This is a genomic window from Micromonospora sp. NPDC049529 (assembly GCF_055586685.1).
In genome coordinates this window covers 1-17,031 of sequence record NZ_JBVJHT010000015.1, presented here as the reverse complement: position 1 = coordinate 17,031, position 17,031 = coordinate 1, and the positions used below count along the sequence as shown (strand labels likewise).

The 17,031-nt window shown below is 71.2% G+C and carries 16 protein-coding genes and 1 pseudogene; 7 read left to right on the top strand and 10 right to left on the bottom strand.

The genetic code is table 11. The annotated features are described in order from the left end of the window. Positions 1–63: 63 nt before the first annotated feature. The 5 genes from ACZ6QQ_RS25330 (at position 64) to ACZ6QQ_RS25310 (ending at position 5,458) form a co-directional block, all read left to right on the top strand. Positions 64–1,827 (top strand): hypothetical protein, encoded by a 1,764-nt coding sequence (locus ACZ6QQ_RS25330; RefSeq protein ID WP_465879607.1) that lies wholly within the window; start codon positions 64–66, stop codon positions 1,825–1,827. Next, positions 1,827–2,780, top strand: coding sequence for a 5'-methylthioadenosine/S-adenosylhomocysteine nucleosidase family protein (locus tag ACZ6QQ_RS25325; protein WP_465879605.1), 954 nt, complete (start codon positions 1,827–1,829; stop codon positions 2,778–2,780). The genes ACZ6QQ_RS25330 and ACZ6QQ_RS25325 overlap by 1 nt, the downstream gene beginning before the upstream one ends. A 71-nt stretch (positions 2,781–2,851) precedes the next feature. Next, complete coding sequence (locus ACZ6QQ_RS25320) at positions 2,852–3,637, top strand: hypothetical protein (protein ID WP_465879603.1); 786 nt, start codon at positions 2,852–2,854, stop codon at positions 3,635–3,637. A gap of 92 nt (positions 3,638–3,729) precedes the next feature. Further along, on the top strand, positions 3,730–4,485 hold the full coding sequence (locus tag ACZ6QQ_RS25315) for an NUDIX domain-containing protein (RefSeq protein ID WP_465879834.1): 756 nt from the start codon (positions 3,730–3,732) through the stop codon (positions 4,483–4,485). Between the two features lie 58 nt (positions 4,486–4,543). Further along, entirely contained in the window at positions 4,544–5,458 is a 915-nt protein-coding gene (locus ACZ6QQ_RS25310; RefSeq protein WP_465879601.1) for an NADP-dependent oxidoreductase, read from the top strand. A gap of 225 nt (positions 5,459–5,683) precedes the next feature. Here ACZ6QQ_RS25310 and ACZ6QQ_RS25305 read toward each other — a convergent pair whose 3' ends face one another. The 6 genes from ACZ6QQ_RS25305 to ACZ6QQ_RS25280 form a co-directional block, all read right to left on the bottom strand. Next, the gene (locus tag ACZ6QQ_RS25305) at positions 5,684–6,781 is read right to left on the bottom strand and encodes an ABC transporter ATP-binding protein (RefSeq protein ID WP_465879599.1); all 1,098 of its coding nucleotides are present in this window, start codon (positions 6,779–6,781) and stop codon (positions 5,684–5,686) included. After that, a complete protein-coding gene (locus ACZ6QQ_RS25300; RefSeq protein WP_465879598.1) occupies positions 6,778–7,602 on the bottom strand; it encodes an ABC transporter permease in 825 nt (274 codons plus the stop codon). Before ACZ6QQ_RS25300 ends, ACZ6QQ_RS25305 begins: the two co-directional genes overlap by 4 nt. Further along, entirely contained in the window at positions 7,590–8,519 is a 930-nt protein-coding gene (locus ACZ6QQ_RS25295; RefSeq protein ID WP_465879597.1) for an ABC transporter permease, read from the bottom strand. The genes ACZ6QQ_RS25300 and ACZ6QQ_RS25295 overlap by 13 nt, the downstream gene beginning before the upstream one ends. 7 nt (positions 8,520–8,526) lie before the next feature. Then, the gene (locus tag ACZ6QQ_RS25290) at positions 8,527–9,528 is read right to left on the bottom strand and encodes an ABC transporter substrate-binding protein (protein WP_465879596.1); all 1,002 of its coding nucleotides are present in this window, start codon (positions 9,526–9,528) and stop codon (positions 8,527–8,529) included. A 736-nt stretch (positions 9,529–10,264) separates the two neighbouring features. Beyond that, positions 10,265–10,657 (bottom strand): YybH family protein, encoded by a 393-nt coding sequence (locus ACZ6QQ_RS25285; protein ID WP_465879594.1) that lies wholly within the window; start codon positions 10,655–10,657, stop codon positions 10,265–10,267. A gap of 99 nt (positions 10,658–10,756) precedes the next feature. Beyond that, entirely contained in the window at positions 10,757–11,098 is a 342-nt protein-coding gene (locus ACZ6QQ_RS25280; protein WP_465879593.1) for a hypothetical protein, read from the bottom strand. Between the two features lie 194 nt (positions 11,099–11,292). Between ACZ6QQ_RS25280 and ACZ6QQ_RS25275 the strand changes: the two genes are divergently transcribed. Beyond that, positions 11,293–12,321 (top strand): hypothetical protein, encoded by a 1,029-nt coding sequence (locus ACZ6QQ_RS25275; protein ID WP_465879590.1) that lies wholly within the window; start codon positions 11,293–11,295, stop codon positions 12,319–12,321. 35 nt (positions 12,322–12,356) lie between these two features. Here ACZ6QQ_RS25275 and ACZ6QQ_RS25270 read toward each other — a convergent pair whose 3' ends face one another. The 4 genes from ACZ6QQ_RS25270 to ACZ6QQ_RS25255 all read right to left on the bottom strand — a co-directional run bounded on the left by ACZ6QQ_RS25270 (position 12,357) and on the right by ACZ6QQ_RS25255 (position 16,393). Further along, entirely contained in the window at positions 12,357–13,040 is a 684-nt protein-coding gene (locus tag ACZ6QQ_RS25270) for an alpha/beta fold hydrolase (protein WP_465879587.1), read from the bottom strand. A gap of 63 nt (positions 13,041–13,103) precedes the next feature. Further along, positions 13,104–14,426 (bottom strand): hypothetical protein, encoded by a 1,323-nt coding sequence (locus ACZ6QQ_RS25265; protein WP_465879585.1) that lies wholly within the window; start codon positions 14,424–14,426, stop codon positions 13,104–13,106. 30 nt (positions 14,427–14,456) lie between these two features. Further along, positions 14,457–15,455: a sigma-70 family RNA polymerase sigma factor gene (locus ACZ6QQ_RS25260; RefSeq protein WP_465879583.1), complete on the bottom strand. Its 999-nt coding sequence runs from the start codon at positions 15,453–15,455 to the stop codon at positions 14,457–14,459. Between the two features lie 44 nt (positions 15,456–15,499). Next, entirely contained in the window at positions 15,500–16,393 is an 894-nt protein-coding gene (locus tag ACZ6QQ_RS25255) for a LysR family transcriptional regulator ArgP (RefSeq protein ID WP_465879582.1), read from the bottom strand. Between the two features lie 72 nt (positions 16,394–16,465). Here ACZ6QQ_RS25255 and ACZ6QQ_RS25250 point away from each other — a divergent pair. Next, positions 16,466–16,939 (top strand): annotated as a pseudogene (locus ACZ6QQ_RS25250) (LysE/ArgO family amino acid transporter); the annotation flags it as partial. Positions 16,940–17,031 lie beyond the last annotated feature (92 nt).

The following is a 17,031-nucleotide window of genomic DNA, read 5'->3' as shown; positions in this document are numbered from 1 at the left end:
GCGCAACGCCAGCTCCACGACGCAGGTCCCGGTAAACCTCCCGGCACAATCGACAGTCGATGGATGGACGTCATGACGAATCCGGAACTCCCACACCAGGCAACCGGGTCCGACCAGTTTCGGACCTCACCCGCGCCACCGTTCACCCTCCACGGCGGGCCCACCAACTCCGGTGGACCGGTCCCCGCCCACGCCGTATCCAGCGCCACCCGGCACCTCAGCGCCGGGGCGTACCTCGACGACCGGTTCCGCCGGGCCAGCCTGAACCAGGTCTACCACCAGGCAAGGCGGCTGGTCGCACCCTCGTACGGCTACGACGTCATCACCGTGCTCGGGCACTGCCTGCGGGCGGCGAAGATGGCCAACATCCGCGACGGCATCATCGTCGCCCTGCTGGTCATCACCCTGTGCGCCGCGCCGCTCGCCCTGGTGGCCGCCGTCTACACACTGATCACCATCTACCTCACCGTCGCCGTCTGGCGGGTGCTGCGCAACACCGTCCGGGAGATGCAGAGCGATCATCCGCTCAGCGGGCTGACGGTCTTCAACCGGCTGCTGCTGCTGGTCTTCCAGTTCGTGATCGCCTCGGTCGCCCTGACGGTGATCAGCTTTCTCGCGCTCTACCTCGCCGAAGCCTCCGGCGACAGTCTGGAAAGCGCCTCCGCCGTGTTCGGCGCCCTCCAAGTGGGCACCTTCGTGCTGGTACCCCTGCTGTTCGCAGCGCCGATCGCCACGAGCGTGTGGCGACAGGGGCGCCTCGACAGGCTCGCCCCGGGACAGCCGTCCGAAACCGTCGAGCCGACGCCGAGATTCGACGAGATCCACCGGCAGAACGGCGGTAACGTCGTCATCTACTCCGGCTACTGGCCGTTCGTCGGCTCCGGCACCATCCTGAAATCGTGGGGCTTCGCCCAGCGGCTGGTGCGCAGCGCCGATCCGCTCGGACTGGCCCGTGCGGAGGCCGAACGGGAGTTCGGCGAGCCGCCGTTCTCCGCCGAGGACATCATCGGGCACGTTCGCGACCACCTCACGAGCCTGACCGTCGCCACCAGCCCGGAACAGCAACTACCGGGGCTGACCGTCTCCGACCGGGTGTTCCTCGCCGGGACCGAGGCCAGCCGGCTGGTGCCGTACATGGCGCAGGAGCAGGTCGACCAGATCGTCCGGAACCCCACCGCGCCGGCTCGGCACTACCTGGTCTGCCAGGTGGTCTCCTGGCGGGGAGAACTGGTCACGACCGTTTACGTACACTTCGCCGTCCAGGGCAAGTCGCTCTACACCGAACTGACCTCGATGGCGCTGCCGCCGTGCCATGAGCAGTACCGCATCGTCGACCAGGTGGACGGCACGGGCTCCATGGCCTACCTCAAGGGAATCCTGCGCAGCATCGCCGAGAGCCCGCAGATCATCGGCCTGGCCCCGCTCAACCTCCTCCGCGCGGCCTACGACAACATCGTCGCCTCGTTCGCCCGCAGCACGAGCCCGGCCGGGCAGGACCAGGTGGCCGTCGGCTACGACTACGGCGCCCTGTTCTCGGTACGGGAACTCGGGACCGCGATGGACACCCGCAACCACATCCAGACCCAGGACATCGCCAAGTACCAGCGGGTCATCGAGCGCCGGGTGCTGGCCGCGGTCCTCGACTTCCTCGAAGTCCGGGGGGTGGACACCAGCGAGTACCGCCAGCGGGCAATGACCCTGCTCAGCGCTGGCGCGGTGGTCACGGGCAACGGCAGCATCAACGTCTACGGCGACGCCATCGGCAACCAGCAGCAGGGGAGCGGCACACCGCCACCCGCCCCCGCCACCGCCGGCACGGGTGCGTGATGGGAGGAAGTGTCGCGAACGAGGACCGCGGCCCGCGCAACATCGGGGCGTACAACAGCGGATCGGGCAGCATCACCGTCGGCGGCTCCGCCATCGGCTCCCAGAAGATCTACCAGACCGCGGAACCGCCCGCCCGTCGGGCAGCCGCATCCGGTGGCCGGGAACGCGACGCTGGCCGGCGGGCCGACATCGGCATCCTCACCGTGCTGGAGTCGGAGATGGTGGCCGTGGTCGACGTGCTGGAACGGATGCGGGACTACCGCTCGTACCAGATGTTCGGCGGGGCCCAGGTGCACGAGGCGTCCGTACGCACCGACGGCGGCAACCTCCGTACCGTCGCGATGCAGACCCTGCGGCACGGTACACAGTCCGCCGCGGTCGCCTACCGGGACCTGCGCGGGTACTACCAGCCGCCGATCGTGCTGCTGGTCGGCATCGCCGGTGGCATCCGGTCGAAGCTGAACATCGGCGACGTGGTCATCTCCGACGAGGTGATCTACTACGACGCCCGCCGGGAGACACCGGCCGGCACCCGGCGCCGGGGACAGACACACCAGATCGCGCCGGTCCTGCTGCGCCGGCTCAACGAGTTCTTCGTACGGCACCGGGGGATCGTCGAGCTCGACCCGGCGGACCAGTTCCGGGTGCACCGGGGGCCGATCGGCTCCGGTGACGCGGTCATCACCGACGCCGACTCGGACATCCGGGACTACCTGCAGCGGTTCAACGAACGGACGCTCGCGGTGGAGACCGAGGCGAGCGGAGTCGCCCAGGCGTTCTACGAGGAGATCGACGTCGACCAGACGCTGCGCGGTTGGCTGACCATCCGTGGCATCTCCGACATGGCCGACCGGCACAAGGGACACGACCATCACGACCTCGCCGCCCGGCACGCCGCCGCGGTGATGGAGCAGTTGCTGCCGTACCTCCGGTTGACCGAGGCCGGACAGTGACGCCGGCCGGCGGCCACCGCCCGGGTCGGGGAGAGCTGCGCACACCCGTCCGGCGGCCCAGGTGGGGTCAGTTGGCCGGTCGGGAGTTGGAGGCGTACCTCACCGCGAGCCTGGCGCTGGCCGTCGGCCTGCTCAGCCTGCTCGACGTGGCGAGCCCGGCGGTGGTCTCCGCCGCCACCCTGTCGATCCTCGGGCTGATCGTCTTCGACCTGTTCAGCGGGCGGCGGCGGCTGCGCCGGATCGACTCGTCGATCCGCGAACTGGCCCGCTCGCTGGGCGAGGTGGGCCTGACCGAATCGGTGGACCGGCTGATCACGGCCGCCGGGCCGGGAACCGCGTTGCGGATCGACGAGGCGCAGGACATCCGGCTGGTCGGGGTCACCCTGAGCCGGACCATCCGCAGCCACCTGCACGACCTGGAGCGTCGACTGGCGGCCGGGGCGTCGGTCCGGGTCGCGATCCTCGACCCGGACGGCCCCGGCCCGCGCGAGGCGGCCCGCCGCAACGCGGTGCCGGACGACGCTAGGGTCTTCGAACACCGGTTGCAGCCGACCATCGACCTGCTTGAACATCTGGCCGCCGGCCCCGAGGTGACCGGCCGGCTGGAGGTACGTTTCCTCCAGTTCGTTCCGGCGTTCGGCCTCACCCTGGTGGACCCGGCGAAGGCGGACGGCCGGATCTGCGTCGACATCTACTCCCACCGGCCGGCCGGTCCGGAGGCGGTGGTCGCCCTCAACGCCGGCCGGGACCCGATCTGGTACCGCCACTTCGCCAGCGAGTTCGACCTGATCTGGGCCAGCGGGCAGCCGGCACCGATCGGCGGCGACCGGCGCCGGACCGACCCCGGACCGGCATGACCGCCACCGCCGGACCGAGCCGGCCGACCCGACGCACGGGTACGGTCCGCGTCAACCGGGGACCGTCGTACCCGCCGACGGCGTACCGGATGATGGGTACGGGCGGGTTCTACGGATACTCTCGCAGGGTGCCGTCCCGTCCGCCGAGTCCGTTCCGGATCGCCATCGACCTGATCATCCTGACCATCCGTCAGGACCGGTTGCACGTCCTGTTGATCGAGCGCGGGAAGGAACCCTTCGAGGGCCGGTTGGCGCTGCCCGGCGGGTTCGTCCGGGCCGGCGAGGACCTGTGGGACACGGCCGTACGCGAGCTGGCCGAGGAGACCGGGATCGACGGTGGCAAGCTCCACCTGGAGCAGGTGCGCACCTACGCCCACCCGGATCGGGACCCGCGCGGGCGGATCGCCTCGGTGGCGTACCTGGCGATCGCCCCGGACCTGCCGACCCCGGTCGCCGGCACGGACGCCGCGACCGCCCACTGGGAACCGGTCGACGACGACCGGCTCAGCCGGGGCTGGCTCGTCTTCGACCACGACGTGCTGCTGCGCGACGCCATCGAACGCGCCCGCAACAAACTGGAGTACTCACCCCTGGCCACGGCGTTCTGCCAGGACCTGTTCACCATCAGCGACCTGCGCGCGGTCTACGAGGCGGTCTGGGGCGTACAGCTCGATCCGCGCAACTTCCACCGCAAGGTCACCGGGGTCAAGGATTTCGTGAAGGCCACCGACGAGCGGCGGCTGCCGCCGACCGGTCGGCCGGCGATGCTGTACGAACGCGGCACCGCCCCCCTGCTGCACCCGGCGATGCTGCGGCCGGGACGGGACGGCACCACCCGGCACGGTTGACCTCAACCATTGTTGAGGTTGGAGACTTTCCTCTCCACGACGAGAGGAATGGGTGGCGATGAGAGCAGCCGCGTTCACCGAGTTCGGCGGACCGGAGGTACTCCGGCTGATGGAACTGGACACCCCGCGGGCGGGCGCCGGCCAGGTACGGGTACGCGTCATGGCAGCCGGAGTCCAGCCGTACGACCATGCGATCCGCAGCGGGTGGACCCCACCCGGTGTGGCGCCCGGATTCCCCCGGATCCCCGGAAACGAGTTCGCCGGAGTCGTCGACCAGGTCGGGCCGGAGGTGGACGGCGTCACGGTCGACGCCGAGGTGCTCGGCTTCGGCCAACTCGGCTGCTACGCCGAATACCTGGTCATCTCCGCCGACCAGATCACCCCGAAGCCGGACTCGCTGCCCTGGACCGTCGCGGGTGGATTCAGCGGCGGTGCCCAGGCCGCCCACATCGCCCTGGAGACGCTGACCGTGGGCGAAGGCGACGTACTGCTAATCCACGGGGCGGCCGGCGCGGTCGGTACCGTGGCGGTGCAACTCGCCCGACTGGCGGGGGCCACCGTCATCGGCACCGCCCGCGAGGAGAACCACGACTACCTGCGCGGGCTCGGCGCCACCCCGGTCGCGTACGGCGACGGCCTGGCCGACCGGGTCCGGGCCCTCGCGCCCGGCGGTGTCTCGGCGGCGCTCGACGGTGCCGGCGGTGACGCGCTGCGGGTGTCGCTGGAACTGGTGCCCGACCGTGGACGCATCCTCACCCTGGTCGAGCACGACCGGGCCGAACAGCTCGGCATCCGGGTGAACCCCGCCGTCCGCTCCGCCGCCCGGCTGGCCGAACTCGTGGACCTGCACCAGCGCGGCCTGCTCCGCCTGCACATCCGCGAAACCTTCCCCCTGTCCCGAGCCGCCGACGCCCACCGCTCCCTGGAAACCGGCCACGGCAAGGGCAAAATCGTCCTAACCCTCACCCCCTAACCCGCCCGCCCACCGCCGCCCCGCCCCCGGTGCCGCCTCTTGTAGAGAAAGAGTGGCAATTACGGCTCGGATTGCCACTCTTTCTCTACATGAGGCACGGGGTGGGTGCGGGGGGGGGGGGGGGGGGGGGGGGGGGGGGGGGAGGGGGTGGGGGGGGGGGGTGGGGGGGGGGGGGGGGGGGGGGGGGGGGGGGGGGGGGCGGGGGTGCGGGGTGCGGGGCGGGGGTTAGCGCGCGAGGGCGACGGGGGAGGGGTGGAGGGTGATGCGGACGGGGGTGCCGGGGGTGAACTCGGGTAGGCGGGCGCTGGAGACCTGCGCGACGACCAGGGTCTCGTCCGGCATCGCGACGGTCACCCGGCTGATCGGGCCGAGGAAGCTGGCCGCGAGGACCCGGCCGCTGCCGTCCGGGTCGGCGACCACGTCGACCGCCTCCGGGCGGACCAGCGCGGTCACCGGCGTGGTCGGGTCCGCTGGTGCGTCGGCCGGCTCCACCAGCGGCAGGGTGGCACCGAGCACCTCCACGTTGCCGCCGTTGACCCGGCCGGGCAGCCGGTTGCTCAGCCCGACGAAGTCGGCCACGAACGCGCTCGCCGGACGCAGGTAGATCTCCGCCGGCGGCCCCAACTGCTCCAGCCGACCACCGCGCATCACACCGACCCGGTCGGCCACCGCCAGCGCCTCCTCCTGGTCGTGGGTGACGAACAGGGTGGTGGTACCGACCTCGATCTGGATCCGCCGGATCTCGTCGCGCAACTGGACCCGTACCTTCGCGTCGAGCGCGGAGAGCGGTTCGTCGAGCAGCAGCACCCGGGGCTGGATGGCGAGCGCGCGGGCGAGCGCCACCCGCTGTTGCTGGCCACCGGAGAGCTGGTGCGGGTACTTGTCGGCGTGGCCGCCGATGCCGACCAGGTCGAGCATGTCGCCGGCCCGCTCGCGCCGGGCGGCTGCGGGACGGCCGCGCAGCCGCAGCCCGAACTCCACGTTCTCCTGCGCGCTCAGGTGCGGGAACAGGCTGTACGCCTGGAAGACCATCCCCATGTCGCGCCGGTTGACCGGCCGGTTCGTGATGTCCTCCCCGTCGACCAGGACCCGGCCCGAGTCGGCCTCCTCCAGGCCGGCGAGCACCCGCAGTGCGGTGGTCTTGCCGCAGCCGGACGGGCCGAGCAGGGCGACCATCTCACCGGGGGCGAGTTCGAGGTCGAGCCCGTCCAGTGCGGAGGTGTTGCCGAACCGCCGGTGCAGCGATTCGAGTCGTACCGTGACGCCCTGACGGGCACCGTCGCGGGCGCCGGGCGTGGCGGCGACGCTGGTGTTACCGGTCACCGTGTCTCCTTCGGGGAAGTCCGGCGTCGGCCGCCGCCGACGAGGGACAAGAGCATCAGTAGGACGAATGCGAGCACCAGCGCGGTCAGCGAGGCCGCGACCGACGTCGTGGCGCTGCTCTTGCCGAGCAGGTTGATGGCGACCTGGAGGTTGCTGCGGTTGAGCAGGGACGCGATCGTGAACTCGCCGAGCACGAGCGCGACGGTGAGGAACGCGGCCGAGAGCACCGCCGAGCGGATGTTCGGCAGGACCACCCGCCAGATCACCGTCGCCCAGCTCGCCCCGAGGCTCCGGGACGCCTCGGCCAGGGTCCGTACGTCGATCGCGGACAGTCCGGCGTCGATCGACCGGTAGGCGTACGGCAGCACCAGGATCGTGTACGCGAAGGTGAGCGTGAGCGCCGAACCGCCGAGGAAGTAGGTGACCCAGGCGTACACCGGGGCGAGCCCGACCACCAGCACGATCGCCGGGATGGTCAGCGGCAGCAGGCAGAGGAACTCCACCAGCCGGCGCAGCCGGGGCAGCCGTAGCCGGACCCAGACGACGGTCGGCACCAGCAGCAGCAGGGTGAGCGCGACGGTGAGCAGCACCAGCCCGAACGAGTTGGTGACGCCGGTCAGCAGGTCCGGGTAGGTCTCGCCGAGCTGACCCCAGTCGACCAGCAGTTTCCAGGTCTCCAGCGTGTACGTGCCGTTCGGGCCACGGGTGGTGAATTCCAGCATCGCCAGCAGCGGCAGCAGGAAGAAGACGCCGAGCAGGGTGACGATCGTCCAGCGGAAGGCCCGCTGGCGCCGGGCGCGGCGTCGGGTCACCCCAGCCATCGTGAACTCCTTCGCTGTAGCACCGCGTAGAGCCACATCACCAGCGCGACCACCACGATCATGCCGAGCGCCATGGCCTTGCCCAGGTTCTGTTGACCGAGGATGACCTCACTGGTGAGCGCGCCCCGGATCTGCAACGGGATGATCGGGCTGCCCTGGCTGACCAGCGCGGCGGCGGTCGCGTACGCCGAGAAGGCGTTGGCGAACAGCAGCAGCGTCGCGCCGAGGAACGGCGGGGCGAGCAGCGGCATCGCGACCAGCCGCCAGTACTGCCAGGTCGAGCCGCCCAGGCTCTCCGCCGCTTCGCGCCACTGTGGACGGATGCCGTCCAGCGCGGGCAGGAACACGATCACCATCAGCGGCACCTGGAAGTAGGTGTAGACCAGCAGCAGTCCGGGCAGCTCGAACAGCCACACCCCGTGGGCGTAGATGTTGACGCCGAGGTGGTCGCGGAGGAACACCGTGACGAACCCGCTCAGCCCGATGGTGGCGAGGAACGCGAACGCCAGGGTGACCCCGCCGAACTGGGCCAGCACCCCGGCGGCCGAGGTCACCACCCGGCGCAGCACCCCGTCCGGCTTCGCCGTGACCAGGGCGTACGCGAGCAGCGCGCCGAGCACCGCGCCAACCGCCGCGGTCACGGCGGAGAGCAGGATGCTGCGTCCGAACGCCTCGAGGATGTACGAGGTGGCGACCGCCGACAGGTTGTCGAGGGTGAAGCCGCCGTCGTCGCCGGTGAACGCGCCGATCACCACCACCAGGGTGGGGATCGCCAGGAACACCACGACGAACGCGAAGAACGGTACGACGCCGAGCAGGTTACGGCCCGGCAGGCCGCCCCGGCGCCGAGCGGCCGGGGCGGGCCGGACCCCGGGCGTGGGCGCCACGGGGTCCGGGTGCGGTGTGACGACGGTCATCGTGGGCTCAGCCCACTGCCTTCGCCCAGTTGGCGGCCAGGCTCTCCTTGGCCTTCGCGGTCTGCGGGTCGGTCAGGAACACCGGCTCGCCGCTGGTGGTCGGCAGCTTGCCGTACGCGGCCTGGTCGATCGTGCCGGCCTTGACCATCGCGTCGGCCCGGACCGGCCGGGCGCCACCACCGAGCCAGAGGTTCTGGCCCTCGTCGGAGTAGAGGAACTCCTGCCACAGCCGCGCGGCGGCCGGGTGCGGGGCGTCCTTGCTGATCGCCTGCACGTAGTAGGAGCCGACCACCGCGTTCGCCGGTACGACCGTCTTCCAGTCGAGCTTGCCCTGGAGCTTGGCGCCCTGGGCGACGTTCAGGTAGTCCCAGTCGATGACGACCGGCGTCTGACCGGACTCGACGGTGGTCGAGGTGGGGTCGACCGGCAGGAAGTTGCCGGCCTTCTTCAGCTGGCCGAAGAAGTCGACACCCTTGCTGATGTCGTCGGCCGAGCCGCCGTTGCCCAGCGCGGCCATGACCACGCCGCTGAACGCCGCGCCGGCCTGGGTCGGGTCGCCGTTGAGCGCGACCTTGCCCTTGAACTCCGGCTTGAGCAGGTCGGCGACGCTGGTCGGCGCGGGGACCTTGCTGCTGTCGTAGCCGATCGACATGTAGCCGCCGTAGTCGTTGACCCAGGTGCCGTTGGCTTCCTTCAGCGCGTCCGGGATGTCCTCCCAGGTCGCCACCTTGTAGGGGGCGAACATCGCGGTGTTGGCCGACGCCACGGCGCCGCCGAGGTCGAACACGTCCGGCGCGGTGTCCTGGCCCTTGAGCTGGTTCGCCGCGTTGATCTCGTCCTGGCTGGAGGCGTCCGGCTGAGCGGAGTTGACCTTGATGCCGTACTTGGCGGTGAACGCCTTGATGACCTCGCCGTAGTTGGCCCAGTCCGGCGGCAGCGCGATCACGTTGAGCTGCCCCTCCTTCTTGGCCTCCTCGACGAGCTTGTCGAGTCCGCCGAAATCGGTCACGCTGACGGCCTTCGCCGCGTCGCTGTTCGACCCCGCGCTTTCCTTCTCCGGGGGCGAGCACGCGGTAATGGCAAGCGCCGCGGTGGACGCCGCGAGTAGCGCAACTGTTCGGGCAACCGAGATTCGCACACTTCCTCCTTCTACGCCGGGTCCGGCGTTGGGCCAGCACGGACTGCGCCCTTTTGGGCAGTTGTACCCTCATGACTGGCCCCGAACATCATGCCCGGCCGCAATCCTCCGGCCACCGTGCCAAATCAAAGCCCTGATGAACGTACGGCGCTGTTCAGTGGAACGATCGGCGCTCCGGTGGCGGATGTGCGCGCTATCGGTCCACTGCTCGCCGACTGACCGAAATTGCCAGCGCCAGCGCTGTCACCAGGAAGTACGGGCACTGCCCGCCTTCCGTGCGCATCATTACGCTTCCGTTGGCGGATTGCGTGTAACGGCCGTCACAGGCCCGGTTCTGTTGATATCGATGGTCGTCGCCGTTCCTTGTCGTGCCATTGTCGAGGCAGGCTGGACACGCCCTGTAAGGCGGTGGATCGTGGGATGTGCGGCGGCGGCGAGTGCGGTGCTCATAAGGAATTCGGGTGACCCGTGGCCGGTGACGCGTGTCGGTTCCCCACGCCCACCGAATTCCGCCGGGGCGACGTTGCGCAATCAATTCCGTACCGAGTGACGCTGCCCGGCCGGGTCGGGTATTGCCGGCCGGTCGCCGGACCTGTCCGGGGGATGTTCAGTCCCGGCCGGATGACGGGTCGCCGGGGCTCGGCGGCCAGAACGGCCACTCCTCGAACGCGCGGCACCGGCCGTCGTCGGCGAAGCGCAGGATCCACAGATCGCGGAACTCCTGATGGGTCGGCTCGCCGTAGTGCACCTCGGCGCGTACGACGGCGGTGTCACCGTCGACCGCGACCACCTCGCTGGTCATCCGGAACGCCTCGTCCGGCCCCTCGCGTTCGGCCTCCCACATCCGGGCGATGGCCGGCAGCCCCAGCACCGGCGCGCGGTACGGCCGCTGGAGGTAGCTCGCGTCGTCGGTGAAGATCGTGGCGAGCGACCTGGTCCCCGGTGTCCGCCAGGCACGCTCGTACGCCGCCACCCAGTCCGCCACCCGATCCCGCTCCATGTCGGGCAGTGTGCCAGTCAGTCGGTCCGGCCGCCGGGGAACCACCGGACGGAACGAGTCGGCGGGCGCACCGGACCGGGTGGGAACGTCGGGTGCCGGTCAGCGCCAGAAAACGGCCACCGCGGCGTTGGCCAGGGTGAAGACGATGATTCCGAGGAAGTGTCCCCGGTTGACGGCGTCGCGCTTGCGGGAGAAGAACACCATCACGAAGATCGCCACCGCGATCAGCAGCTTGGTGAGGAGCTTGGCCGGCGACGGCTCGTCGCCGTCGCGCAGCGGCGCCGCGAGCCCCAGGCCGGAGAGGAGTTGGATGCCCGCGCCCCAGAGCATCGCGGGGTTGATCCGCAGTACGCCGCTGACGTACTGGGCGATCGAACCACCCAGCAGCAGGGCGAAGCCGATCAGGTGGACGTAGAGCAGCACCAGGCGTAGGGGTTCCACGCCCGACATTGTTCCCCATCCATGACCATCGCGATGCCCCGGCTCGCGACCGTCGATCCGACCGGCCGGACCCGCACGCCGCCCCGACCGGAGCCTTCGGTGGCGATCCACTGTTGCGCGGTAGACCGAAGTCGTCGCGGTACGCGACTTCGGTTCGTGGTGCGCGTACCGGGCCGGAATCCAGACTCGTCGGTATGACCCAGGAGTCCGCGCCGATCGTCCCGGTTCCACCGCCCCGCTTCGGTCGCCGCGTGCTGCCCGCCCTCGGCCTCGCCTTTCTCGCGCCGTGGGTGGGCGAGTACCTGATGGGCAGCCACGGCATCCGCGACCTCCCGCTGATCGTCTTCCTGGTGCCGATGTACGGCGGCGGTGCGCTGCTGATCCGCGAGGTGGCCCGGCGGACCGGCCGGGGCTGGCCGACGATGCTGCTGCTCGGGCTCGCCTACGGGGTCATCGAGGCGGGACTGCTCGACCAGTCGCTGTTCAACCCCGACTACGCGGGCATGGACTTCCAGAGCGTCGCCCACATTCCCGGCCTGCACGTGAGTGGCTACTTCGGGCTGGTGTTCGTCACCGGACACGCCATCTGGAGCATCGGCGTACCGATCGCCATCATCGAGTCCCTGGTGCCCGAGCGCAGCGCCACCACCCCGTGGCTGCGTACGCCCGGCCTGGTGATGGCGGCGGGGCTGTACCTGCTCGGCGGCGCCTTCATCTACGCCGAGCTACAGACGACGGAGGGCTTCCACGCCGGTGCCCTCCAGCTCACCGTCGCCGCCACGCTCGCGGTCGTGCTCGTCGTGACCGCGTTCCGGTTGCGGCACCGCCCGACCCGGCCCGACGTCCGGGCACCGAGACGCCGGCCGGCGGTCCTGCTGATCGCGTTCGTCGTGTCCCGCCTGCTGTGGATGCCGGCGAACTGGTTCGGTGTCGCGTCCAGCCTCGCCCTGCTCGCCGGTATGGCCTGGTTGGTCGCCCGGTGGTCGCGCAGTCCGCAGTGGTCCCGGGGACACCGGCTGGCGTTGGCCGGGGGTGCGCTGCTCACCCAGGCGTGGGACGGCTTCCACCTGAGTCCGTGGCGACCCGTTTCGGCGACGGAGGAGCTGATCGGCGACATTCTCTTCACGGTCACGGCGATCGCCCTGATTCTGGTGAGTGTGCGACGGCTCCGGCGGGACCGCCAACCGCCGGCCGAGCGGGCACCACTGCCGGTCAGCGGATGACCGGAGCAGCGTGCTGGGCAGGGCCGGCGCCGCGCCTACCTGGTCGGTGCCGTGCGCAACCCGGCCGGTGGTTCGACGCCCGCCACCTGGGCCCGCACCATCTCGGCGAACAGTTCGGGTGCCTCGCCCACCCAGCCGTGCCCGACACCGGGTGCGATCCGGGCCTGTCCGTTCGGGAAGACGTGCGCCAGTTCCAGCAGCGACCGCAGGATGAGGTCCTGCTCGTGTTCGCCCGCGACCGCCAGCAGTCGGCACGGTGAGGTGGCCGCGGTGGTCGGCACCCGGAACGCGACCCCCTCGTCCCCGACCCGCCGGAACGTTCCCCGCACCACCGCCCGCGCCGACGCCGCGTACTCGGCGAAGTCCTCGGCCGGCACCCGGAGCGCCTTCGCGTTGGCGCGCAGCACCGGGCCGCTGGTCATGAGCGGTGCCATCACCAGACCAGCCAGCCGGATCAGCCCCGGCCGGGGGAACGGCAGCACGTTGACTCCACTTACCAGGGCGCTCTCCAGCACGTCCGGCCAGTCGGCGGCGAGCCGCACGGTGACGTACCCGCCCAGGGAGAGCCCGACCACATGGGCCCGGCCCGCCGGTGTCGCGTAGTGCCAGGGCGAGCGGGAGTCCGGCGTACACGTCGAGCCGCCACCGGCACCGGCGACCAGGATGTTTCGGCTGTCCCGCAGGGCGGTGAAGAGCTTCGGGGTGTGCATCGCGGACATGATCCCCACTCTGCTCGCCGCGTCCCGTCGCCGACGACCGTGGGCTGACCGGAGGCGGCGGCCTCAGCCGGCCAGGACGGCCCCGGCGGCGGCGAGCAGGTCGCGATGGTCGTCGCCGTGCGCGCACGCCGCCGCGTGCACCGCGTCGACGGCGGCGACCAGGGGATCGTCACGGGTGGCCGCGAACAGGGCGGGCAGAGCGAGGGCCTGCTGGGAGTAGTTCGGGGTGCCGTCGGGACTCGTGACCGTCGTTGCCGGCACCCGGTCGTCCGCCCACAGAACCTGCCACGCGTGGACCTCGTCGTCGAGCGGCGCGGGCAGCGGAAGCCCCTGCTCGACCGCCCGCAGCCCGGCGGCGATCCAGTCGACGCCGACCAGCCCGGCGACCGTACACGCGCGGCGGGCGGCCCAGCGGGCGAGGTGACGCTGCCGTACGGGTGTCGCCTCGGCGAGGGCGTCCAACAGTCCACGGTCGAGCCGGGCCAGCCCCAGGGCGTTGGCCGGCAACTCCCGCACCCGCCTCGACGGCAGTCGACCACCCCACCGCAGGGCCTCGTGCCGGTCGCGGGCGAGCTGGGCCGCCACCGGCGGCTCAGCCGACTCGGCCGGCTGAGTCGACTCAGCCGACTCGGCAACGGGGATCAGCCTGGCCTCGACCGGGCCGGCCGGCAGGACGAGCGCGCCGCCGACCGCCACTGCACCGAGGAAGTCCGCCGGGCGGCGTACCAGTGTCTCGGCCGCCGTCGCCGGCAGCATTCGGGCACGGCGTACGTCGACCCGGTCGTACCGCCGCTCGGTGATCCCCGAGTGGGCAAGCAGGTTCGCCTCCCGGGCGCTCGGATTGGCCCGGTCGACCATCCGTACCATCGCCGGCCCGGCGGCCCGGTCCGGTCCCGGCATCCAGGTCACCGGCCGCAGGTCGTCGGCGCGCACGGTGCGTACGCCGACGTCCTCGGTCACCGGCCAGGCGAGGATCTCGTACTCCTCGCGGGGTTCCGGCGGCCGGGCGTCACCCTCGACTCGGCTGCGGTGTCGGGCCCGGACCTGCACCCGGACGAGTCCCGGTCGGGGCAGCCCGATCTCCCGCAGCGGTTCGGGGGAGTCCCCCATCAGGCCGCAAACCCACATCAGCCCCTCCGGGCACCACAGTGTCGCCTCGCTCACCGCCGCCCAACCGTCGGCGCGGTCGTCCGGCGGTCGGGACATCGCCGTGGCCCGGACGTGGACCCAGCCGGTGTGCGGCCCGGTCAGCACGGTCAGCACGTTCTCGCCCGTGAACTGCACCAGGTCGTCGCCGACCGCGTAGAGCGGCAGGTCGGCGAGCCGGGTCCCGGTGGCGACCTGAAGCTGGTGGTACGACACGAACAGCCGCTCGAAGTGCTCCACGGCTTCCCACTTCCTCTCCTGAACGGCCGACTACTCCGGCACCTCGTCGGGCAGGCCGAATCGGCCGAAGATCTCCGGCATGAGGAACGAGACAACCTCGGCGATCCGCGTACCCCGCAACTGGATCAGGTCGAGTGCCGCCGCCACGAAGACGCCCCGCTCGTCGTCCCAGAGGTAGGTGCCGTACGCGAGCTGCCCGTTCGCGTACGCCGGCAGGAACCGCCACCGCAGGGTCAGCGGCTTTTCGAGCAGGAACGCCCTGATCCGGTCCGGTCCCTCGTACCACTGCGCGAGCGGCGGCATGGAGTACCGGGCGTCGTCGGTCAGCATCGCCACGATCGCCTCCACGTCCCCGTTCTCCCACGCGGTCGCGTACCGGTCGGCGAGCTGCCGTACGGTCGGGTCGCCCAGCGAGGCCAGGGTGGCCTGCTGGGTGATCCGGGGTGCCCGACCGTCGAGCGCCTTCCTGGCCCGTTGCAGCGCGCTGTTGACGGCGGCGGCCGTGGTTTCCAGCAGGTCGGCGACCTCACGCGCGGAGAAGCCGAGCACCTCGCGCAGGATCAGCACCGCCCGCTGACCGGCCGACAGATGCTGGAGCGCGGCGACGAAGGCCAGCTCGACCCCCTCGCGCGCGACGTAGCGCGCCTCCGGGTCCCGGTCGGCCCAGCCGATCCGCGCGTCCGGGTACGGCTCCAGCCACGCGGTCTCCGCCAGTGGCACCGCACCGGGTCGCAGATCGGTGACCAGTTCCCGGCGGCGTCGCCGTTCCAGCAGGGTGAGGCACCGGTTCGTGGTGATCCGGTAGAGCCAGGGCCGGATCGAGCCGTGGTCGTCGAACCGTCCCAGCGCCTGCCAGGCGCGGACCAGCGACTCCTGCATCGCGTCCTCGGCGTCGTGCACCGACCCGAGCATCCGGTAGCAGTGTGTCTGCAACTCGTTGCGGAACGGATCGACCAGCTGCCCGAAGGCGTCCGGGTCACCCGACCGGGCCGCCGCCAGCAGCTTCGCCTCCAGCGGGTTCGCGTCCATCTGGTCGACCCTACGACCGCTCTCCGACACTTCCCGCCGGCCGCTCAGCGCAGCGCGGTCGCCGCTGCCGCCTGGACGGCCCCGGTCAGGACGGTCAGCGCGGTCGACTCCAGTCGCCAGGACTGCCAGTAGAGGGGCACGTCGAGATGCCGGCCGGGGGTGATCTCGACCAGCCGGCCGGTTGCCATGTCCTCCCGGGCGATCTGTTCGGGCACCATGGCCCAGCCCAGCCCGAGCCGGATCGCCTCGACGAACGCCGCCACCGCCGGCAGGTAGTGGATCGCCGGGTCGAGCCGTCGACGGGTCAGCCGGCCGACGAAGCGGTGCTGCAACTCGTCCTTGCGGTCGAGCCGGAGCATGGGCGCGGTGGCCAGCGCGGAGACGATGTCGGTGGCCGCGAAGTGGGTGCGGTGCAGCTCGGGCGAGGCCATCGCCAGGTAGCGCATGGCGCCGAGCCGGTGCACCCGACACCCCTGCACGGCGACCCGCTGGGCGGTCACCGCCGCCATCACCGATCCGTCGCGGAGCAGGTCCGCGGTGTGGTCCTGGTCGTCCTGGTGCAGGTCGAAGCAGTACGCGAGGTCGCTCGGCAGTCGCGCGAGCGCACGCAGGAACCAGGTGGCGAGCGAGTCGGCGTTCACCACCACCGCGATCCGGGTACGGGGTTGCCGCCCGCCCAGCGGACCACGCGCCGCGTCCAGCGCCTCCCGTTCCAGCAGGGCGAGTTGACCGGCCAACCGGACCAGTGGCCGTCCCGCCTCGGTGGGCTGACAGGGCTTCGTACGCCGAACCAGGACCTGACCGGCGGCCTGTTCGAGTGCCTTGATCCGTTGGCTGACCGCCGACGGGGTGATGTGCAGGGCGCGGGCCGCGGCCTCGAAGCTGCCCTCGTCGACCACCGCCTGCAGGGTCGCCAACTGGCCGGAGTCGAGCGCCATGTTAAGCAATGCTAATCGGGCACGAATTTCTTCAGCTGGAGTGCGGTACGGGTGGTCCGTACCGTCGGTTCGGTGCTCACCTCGACGCTTGCCGGTTTCACCGCCTCTATCGGGCTCATCGCCGCCATCGGTGCCCAGAACGCCTTCGTCCTCCGTCAGGGGCTGCGCCGGCAGCACGTGCTGGCGGTCCGCTTCGCCGGTGCCGTGTTCCTGCTGTGTTACGCCCTGTTCGCGGCCCGGCGGGCGCTGCGCCCCGGCACCCTGGCGCCGACCGACCGCCCACCGGTCGCACTCCGTACGACGATCGCGATGTGTCTCGCCTTCACCTACCTGAACCCGCACGTGTACCTGGACACGGTGCTGCTGCTGGGCTCGGTCGCCAACCAGTACGACAGCCGGTGGCTGTTCGGCACCGGCGCGGTCGCGGCCAGCGCCATATGGTTCACCGCCCTCGGCTTCGGCGCGCACCGCCTCGCCCCCACACTGGCCCGCCCCGACGCCTGGCGGATCCTCGACGCCCTGATCGCCACCCTGATGACAGCCCTAGTGCTGTGGCCACAAACGTTGGCCGGGTTGGGTGACACGCCGGCCGGGGTCCCGGCGCGGACCCGGCGTGGGTCAAGGCTGTCGGGGTGGCA